Source organism: Zobellia uliginosa (genome assembly GCF_900156625.1).
GTDB lineage: Bacteria > Bacteroidota > Bacteroidia > Flavobacteriales > Flavobacteriaceae > Zobellia > Zobellia uliginosa.
Genome location: NZ_FTOB01000008.1, coordinates 129894 through 137159, shown reverse-complemented (window position 1 = coordinate 137159; position 7266 = coordinate 129894). Strand labels below are relative to the sequence as shown.

Here is a 7266-nt window from a genome sequence, read left to right as displayed (position 1 = left end):
ATTCAGAGGTGTTAGAAACGTAGAGTTCTTCTTATTTAGGTTAACTAATATTTTTGCCTAAAGATAAAATCCCACAACTTTATGACTTGATCCATAGATTACTCAAAACCAATACCCTAATACAAAAAAAGCCGAGATTATAGTCTCGGCTTTTACGTTTCAATCTTGTACTCGAGGTGGGAATCGAACCCACACTCCAAAGGAACTGGATTTTGAATCCAGCGCGTCTACCAGTTCCGCCACTCGAGCAGCACTAAAATTGGACTGCAAAAGTAAAAAAAAATTATTCCCACCACAAAAAAATAACAACATTTATCCTTTAGCAAGACAAATAAATTTCTAAATTTGCACCTCGCTAACAAAACGACTTGTCAATAAACTAGTTCACAATACGTTATCCATGGCCTACCAAGTTCCCGAACCGAAAATTTTTGCCTGTACACAAAGTGCCGAATTGGCCGCTAAAATAGCTAAGTCATATGGTGCCGAATTAGGCAACGTAATATTCTCGAGATACAGTGATGGAGAGTTCCAACCCTCATTCGAAGAATCGGTACGTGGCGCCCGTATTTTCATTATAGGATCTACAAACCCAAGTTCGGAACACCTTATGGAAATGTTGCTTATGCTAGATGCCGCCAAACGTGCATCGGCAAGACACATTACGGCGGTAATGCCCTATTTCGGTTGGGCCAGACAAGACAGAAAAGACAAACCACGTGTACCGATCGCTGCAAAACTCGTTGCTAAAATGCTCGAGGCCGCCGGTGCCACGCGAATAATAACAATGGATTTACATGCCGATCAAATCCAAGGTTTTTTCGAAAAACCTGTGGATCACCTGTTCGCATCTACCATGTTCTTACCTTATCTGAAAAGCCTAAACCTCGACAACCTGACCATTGCCTCTCCCGATATGGGCGGTTCTAAAAGAGCCTATGCCTATTCGAAAGCATTGGAAAGCGATGTTGTGATCTGCTACAAACAACGTGCCGTGGCAAATGTCATATCACACATGGAGCTCATTGGCGATGTCAAGGACAAGAACGTAGTTTTGGTCGATGACATGGTAGACACTGCCGGAACCTTGACGAAAGCCGCCGATTTGATGATGGAAAAAGGCGCATTGAGCGTTAGGGCCATTACCACCCATGCCCTTTTATCGGGGGATGCCTATGAAAAAATTGAAAATTCGCAATTGCTCGAACTTATCGTAACCGACTCCATTCCGGCAAGAAGGAAGTCAGATAAGGTCAAAATACTGAGCTGTGCCGAACTATTTGCCGATGTAATGCATAGGGTTCACCACAACACCTCTATCGCATCAAAATTTTTAATGTAGCTGTAAAAAAGCGAATCAATAACGAGTATTAATTTTAAACCATATAATGAAGTCAATTAAGATTAAAGGATCAGAAAGAGAAAGCGTGGGCAAGAAGGCAACGAAAGCCCTACGTAATGCTGGACAGGTTCCTTGCGTGGTATACGGAGGGGAGAAACCATTACACTTTTCAGCAGATGAGTTAGCGTTCAGGGATTTAGTTTACACCCCAGCCGCACACACCGTAGAGATTGACTTGAACGGTAGCAAAGTAAGAGCTATCATGCAAGACATTCAATTTCATCCCGTAACGGATAGAATCTTGCATATCGACTTTTACCAACTGTTCGATGACAAAGAGGTTACGATGAACATTCCTGTTCGTCTTCAAGGTAATGCACCAGGGGTTAGAAGTGGTGGCCGTTTACTTTTCAGAAAGAGAAAACTTGCCATAAAAGCACTTCCTGACAACTTGCCTGATTTCTTCGATGTAGATATATCGAAATTGAAAATCGGCGAAAACATTACCGTAGAGTCTTTGTTGAAAGATGAATTTAGCATCTTACACCCAGAAACCACTGTTGTTGTTCAAGTTAAGACCCAGCGTTCAGCTGTAGTCGTTGACGACGAAGAAGAAGGTGAAGGTGAAGAAGGAGCAGCTGAAGGCGTAGCCGAGGGTGCAGAAAGCCAAGAGTAAATTTCAATTGAAGTTTTATAAAGAGCGCCCTGAAACCAGGGCGCTTTTGTATTTTTAAAACCCAAAGTTTATATCTTTCCGAGGGGAATGAATACATAATCCTTATAAAACGAAACCTTATGTTTCACCTATTTAAATCTATTTTCACCAATAGCAAAACCGTTTTACAAGAAACCGACAGCATGAAAAAATACCTTATCGTTGGCTTAGGAAACATTGGCGACAAATACACCGAAACACGCCATAACATCGGATTCAAGGTACTAGACGCCCTTGCCGACAAAATGGACTTTAGTTTTGAAACGGCAAAATTGGGCGATATAGGTCTTTTCAAAATAAAGGGCAGAAGCGTGCTATGCCTTAAGCCATCAACCTTTATGAACTTAAGCGGAAAGTCGCTTAAATACTGGATGGACAAGGAAAAAATACCTTTGGAAAACATATTGGTAATTACCGACGACATCAATCTGGAGTTCGGCACCTTTCGCCTAAAAACCAAGGGCAGTAATGGTGGCCACAACGGTTTAAAGGATATCCAAAATGTACTTCAGACGGTCAAATACAACCGTTTTAGGTTTGGCGTCGGCGCCGATTTTGGCAAAGGACGGCAGGTAGAATACGTTTTAGGGGAATGGAGCGAAGCCGAAAAGGAGGCCTTAAAGGAACGCCTCGAAAAAAGTACGGAACTCGTACAATCCTTCGTATTGGCCGGTGTTACCCGAACCATGAACCTATTTAACGGGTCTTAAACTCCGATATATCGCTAGTGGAAATATTGCCTTTTCCATCTGTGGTAACCACCTTCCAAAAATACAGGGTATTGGAGACCACCCCTACCTCCACCTCATCAACATTTGCCTTGACCTCACTTAATAGATCGGTAGGCGGATTTTCAGCGGAAAAATACACCGTAAAGCCCACTATATCTCCATCAAGGTCAAATCCCGACCATTTTAGGCTTACCTTATTGTTGATGTCCTTAAAGGCCGTCGACCCTTGCACCGGCGAAATGATCTCTGCCGGAAACGGTACATGATCGGTCTGGCTACCAGGATTATAGAACAACCACACATCACTTTCGGTAGCCGTATTCGTTTCGGAATTAGTGGTTATAACCTGCCATGAAAAAGGCGTACCCTTATCTAAGGAAACGATTTCTACGGTACCGGTCGTACTTTTGGAAAATACGGCATCGGTATTAAGGTTTTTCACCCTTAGCTCATAGTTTTCGGTATGATCGGCAGCCTTCCAATTAAACCTTACCAAACTACTGTTGGCACCATCGTCTTGCACCGGGGTGCATTCCGAGTTTTTGGCAGGAGCTATTAAATCAGCCTTTTCAGGTGCTTTTGGCGAGTCTTTTTTACAAGCCGACAAGAGCACTATACCCATCACTATGAAAGTTAGTATCCTCATCGTTTTATCACTTTAACCACACCTTTTATCGTCTCCCCTTCGACCCTTACCAAATATATCCCCGATGGCAGCCCCGTAAAATCGAGGTCGATAGCGCCGCTACGAGGGACAGCTTCAGTGCTTCTGGCCAATCTACCGGCTAACGTAAAGATATCGATTCTAACGGTCTCCGTAGACGACCTCAGTAAAATCTTGGTAATCTCGTCAAACGGATTGGGAAATACCACGGAATCTCCCGCCACAAAGAAACTATCTTCATGAATGCCTTGACAAGCCAAACCGGTAGATACCCGTAATGTATTGCTTCCGGACTTTAGATCCAAGGTAACTTCCGACTTATCGGTCAATAAGGTTTCCCCGTTCAATTCAATTGTATACAGGTCGGCACCTTCCATTGCAAGCACCAACTGCTTTCCATCAGACGAAACCGAAGAAGAGACCCCTAAGGGCTCGGGCTGCGAAACCGTCACTTCCACACAAAACGGCTCATAGTCGAACTCGGGGGTCGAAGCATTTATACACAAGGTATATGTACCCGAGCTAAGGTTCAACAATTCAAAATCACTTGTAAAGGTATCCGTAACATCCTGTCCATTACCGGTAACGGTAACCGTGTAGTCCAAGGGCAGTGCAGCGGTCAAGGAAATCATTCCATCATCGTTATTCCTACAGGTCTCGCTCTCTACCGTGATTACAAAATTATCGGACGGAAACCGGAAGACTTGACAACCCGAGACATCGACTTCGACTCCAGGAGGCGTATTGAGACATAAATCATCCCCATCATCAAAAACCCCATCGTCATCTACATCGGGCCTAAATTCCCCCTCAACACAGATATCCAAAGAAAAGCTATTTATAACGCCTCCGTCACCCGAAGCATTGTCGATTACGGTCAATGTCCATTCCCCCAAAACCGATTCGCCCTTAAAGGCACTTAAAGAGCCTAAGGGCTTCACCCTTCCCTGAATGGCAGCACTTGAAGAAGTGCCACATACAAAGTCGGACGCCGAATCGTCAAAAGTGGCATCTACATTCCTTAATTTCCCACAAGAACTTGAAAACAATGGCACCACCGTATTCGACGGTGAAGTAAGGGTCACCACCAAATCTTCGAGATACTCGTGATCAATATCCAACCTCACATCAATATCATCAACCTTCAGATCTTCAAAGAAGGCGATTTTTGAAATCACCGTACTCCGTTGGGTCGAAACGATTTCCAAAGGAAGGTCTCTCGCGCGCTTATTGGTGCAATCTACCTGAATGGTAGTAAAGCTTCGAGTAGCACTAAGAGGTCCCCCTCCACAAGCATTCAAGGGTTTCACCCTCCAATAGTACTGCGTTTGGTTGCTCAATTCCGCCGGTACGTAACTATTGGTGTTGACGGTAACGAGTTCTACCAAGTTGCTAAAGGCGGCATCGGTGGCGATATGTACTTCATATGCGGTATACGACGGGTCTTCCTCCCATTCCAACAATTCGTTAATGGACACATCTATGGCCCCATCGACCGGAGCGTTAAGCCCTACCTCGGGAAAGTCGTCGTCATATATGTTCAAATCGAAGGTAATGTCTTTCGTCAAGCTGGCCGAAACGGCAGAAATGGTAATGGAGTAAGCGCCTTCCGGTACATTCTCCGTGTTTTCGAGCAGGATATCCACAGGAGTGCCTCCAACCGATGTCGTAGCCGGCGTAAAGGAAATACCCAAATTATCAGGAACGTCAGATGCCTGAAAGGTAACCTCCTCATTAAAACCCGAATACGTTTCGTATATAAAGGGAATGATCAGGTCATCAAAGTGGCAAGCCTCATATTCCAATTCGGAAAAGTTCATAATAAAGGGCGAGGCCGCAATGCTAAAATCGGCATCGTTGACCGCATAATAAATATTGTCGGCCGCCTTGACCATGATACGGGCCTTGGTGGCCGTTACCCCTGGCAATACGACCTTATGCGTACCATTGTTATCTACCCCTGTCGCCAAAGGTTCCGAAAAGCTAATCCCCCCGTCTACAGAAAGCATTATATCTACTTTTTTGGTAGCAATGGGCAACTTATCGGTGCCGGCAACATCCCAATCAATTTCAATGACCTCCCCCGCAACGTAGGCTTGGGGCGTGGCCTGTGATGTAACCTTAAACGGACCGGCACTGTTTACCACTTGAACGTTCATCAATTCCGAAACCACTTGACCTCCACCTGCGGCATTATCGCGTACGGTAAAGGCAAAATTCATATCGCGTTCTACATCCGATACCGTTTCCCAAGCAGAGCCCCGGGTCGGAAAGGTTTCAGTCAACCGACCTTGAATTACCCGCGAAAGCATGGGAAAATACCGAACCGGGACCGAACTGGGCAACCGTGACCTAAAATTGGCCCCGCTGGCGTTATTCGGACCAAAAGAAGAATTGGTAACGATACCATTGTCAACCTGCTCCCAGGTATAGGTTAAAACATCTCCGGCATCGGCATCGGTGGCACTCCCTTCCAATACGAAGGGTGTCGATTTCGGAATCACATAATCTTCTAAAGGGGCTACCTCTGGTGGCGTATTGGCTATGCTAATGACCTCCCCGCAACTCTTATCCTTAAGGTTGTCTATAATCTGCTTGATGCTGATATAATGAAAATAATCATCGCCCCTAGCCGCTACATCATTGACCCCGGTAATACCGGCGTACCCCATAATCGTAGAACCACTACCGGGCTCGACCTGTACTTGGGTACCCTCGTTCTCGTGCGACCAGGTATGGTTGGCCCCTAATTGGTGGCCCAATTCATGGGCTACAAAATCAAGGTCGAACTTATCGCCCTTAGGCACCAAGCTTGACGAGTATGCACTTCCTTTTCTGTTATCTACGCATATGGCCCCGATAAAACCGGCATTCCCCCCATTTTCACCTTTATGGAAAACATGGCCTAAATCGTAATTAGCCTCACCGATTTCACTGGTCATCGCATTTTGGGCCTGTTCGCCCAACAAGCTCAACGAACCCGTATACGGGTCTGAGCTACTATCGGTATAAATAATTTTATCGGTATCGGATACCAATTCCAAACGTACGGCCAAATCGGTTTCAAACACTTCGTTTACCCGGGTAAGGGTGGCATTGATCGCCGCAAGGGCATCGGCTACGGTTCCCCCATGGTACTGGGTATACTCCGCCGTTGCTGAAATTGCCAACCTATATTTTCTAAGCACCTGCCCATCTAAAGGCTTGGCCGTCAAATTCGGTTCGGCCTTCATTACTTTATCTGCCGTACTACAAACGAAATCGGACTTATCGACCCAATCGGAAGATTTCGAATACAGTACATAAGTTTGATCTTCGTTCTTTTCAATGAAACTGTTCTTGTGCGTTTTGGACGAAACGATCATCGCCTGAACATCGTTGGGCGAAATACTAAAACGTACACGATCTTGGCTATCGTTCAAGGCCCGGCCCGAATATGACTTGATTTCAGGATACTTTTCCGAAAGCTTTGGCGACAAAACAGGACTCTCGTGTACACGATAAGCCACCATTTCCCCGTTCGAATTTGGAAAATATACGATATGCGAGGTCTTTTTGGAAGTAATGGAAGACTTCAATTCTTCCTTAAAAAGATTCTCACGTAATGTGAAGATTTTACTGTCATTATCCTCGGAACCCCGTAAAACACTTCGCTGCACACGCTTGCTTACCGTAGACGCTTCCCAATATTTACTTTGCGCCGAAGCGTAAAAGGAGAGAAATACTATGGTAATTGAAAAAACAAGACGTAATTTTGTAACCATTAAGGGGGTTTAGAACAGAATCAAATATAAGTCTTTTTATTATTTTTATT

At 44.9% G+C, this 7266-nt stretch carries 5 protein-coding genes and 1 tRNA gene; 3 read left to right on the top strand and 3 right to left on the bottom strand.

The features are described from left to right. Nucleotides 1-168 precede the first annotated feature (168 nt). Nucleotides 169-249 (bottom strand) — tRNA-Leu (locus BW980_RS19960). Between the two features lie 151 nt (nucleotides 250-400). On the opposite strand from BW980_RS19960, the gene BW980_RS19955 reads away from it, so the two are divergent. The 3 genes from BW980_RS19955 to pth all read left to right on the top strand — a co-directional run bounded on the left by BW980_RS19955 (nucleotide 401) and on the right by pth (nucleotide 2767). Then, complete coding sequence (locus BW980_RS19955) at nucleotides 401-1342, top strand: ribose-phosphate pyrophosphokinase (RefSeq protein WP_013993499.1); 942 nt, start codon at nucleotides 401-403, stop codon at nucleotides 1340-1342. A gap of 46 nt (nucleotides 1343-1388) precedes the next feature. Continuing rightward, nucleotides 1389-2018 (top strand): 50S ribosomal protein L25/general stress protein Ctc, encoded by a 630-nt coding sequence (locus BW980_RS19950; RefSeq protein WP_076456919.1) that lies wholly within the window; start codon nucleotides 1389-1391, stop codon nucleotides 2016-2018. 119 nt (nucleotides 2019-2137) lie between these two features. Next, complete coding sequence (pth, locus tag BW980_RS19945) at nucleotides 2138-2767, top strand: aminoacyl-tRNA hydrolase (RefSeq protein ID WP_076456918.1); 630 nt, start codon at nucleotides 2138-2140, stop codon at nucleotides 2765-2767. Here pth and BW980_RS19940 read toward each other — a convergent pair. After that, a complete protein-coding gene (locus BW980_RS19940) occupies nucleotides 2754-3434 on the bottom strand; it encodes a hypothetical protein (protein WP_076456917.1) in 681 nt (226 codons plus the stop codon). The genes pth and BW980_RS19940 overlap by 14 nt on opposite strands. Beyond that, nucleotides 3431-7216, bottom strand: coding sequence for a reprolysin-like metallopeptidase (locus BW980_RS19935; protein WP_076456916.1), 3786 nt, complete (start codon nucleotides 7214-7216; stop codon nucleotides 3431-3433). Before BW980_RS19935 ends, BW980_RS19940 begins: the two co-directional genes overlap by 4 nt. Between the last annotated feature and the right edge of the window lie 50 nt (nucleotides 7217-7266).

What these genes read in the sequence shown, in the direction of transcription:
- BW980_RS19955 (WP_013993499.1), top strand. Translation starts at nt 401, where the DNA reads ATGGCCTACCAAGTTCCCGAACCGAAAATTTTTGCCTGTACACAAAGT.
- BW980_RS19950 (WP_076456919.1), top strand. Translation starts at nt 1,389, where the DNA reads ATGAAGTCAATTAAGATTAAAGGATCAGAAAGAGAAAGCGTGGGCAAG.
- pth (WP_076456918.1), top strand. Translation starts at nt 2,138, where the DNA reads ATGTTTCACCTATTTAAATCTATTTTCACCAATAGCAAAACCGTTTTA.
- BW980_RS19940 (WP_076456917.1), bottom strand. Translation starts at nt 3,434, where the DNA reads ATGAGGATACTAACTTTCATAGTGATGGGTATAGTGCTCTTGTCGGCT.
- BW980_RS19935 (WP_076456916.1), bottom strand. Translation starts at nt 7,216, where the DNA reads ATGGTTACAAAATTACGTCTTGTTTTTTCAATTACCATAGTATTTCTC.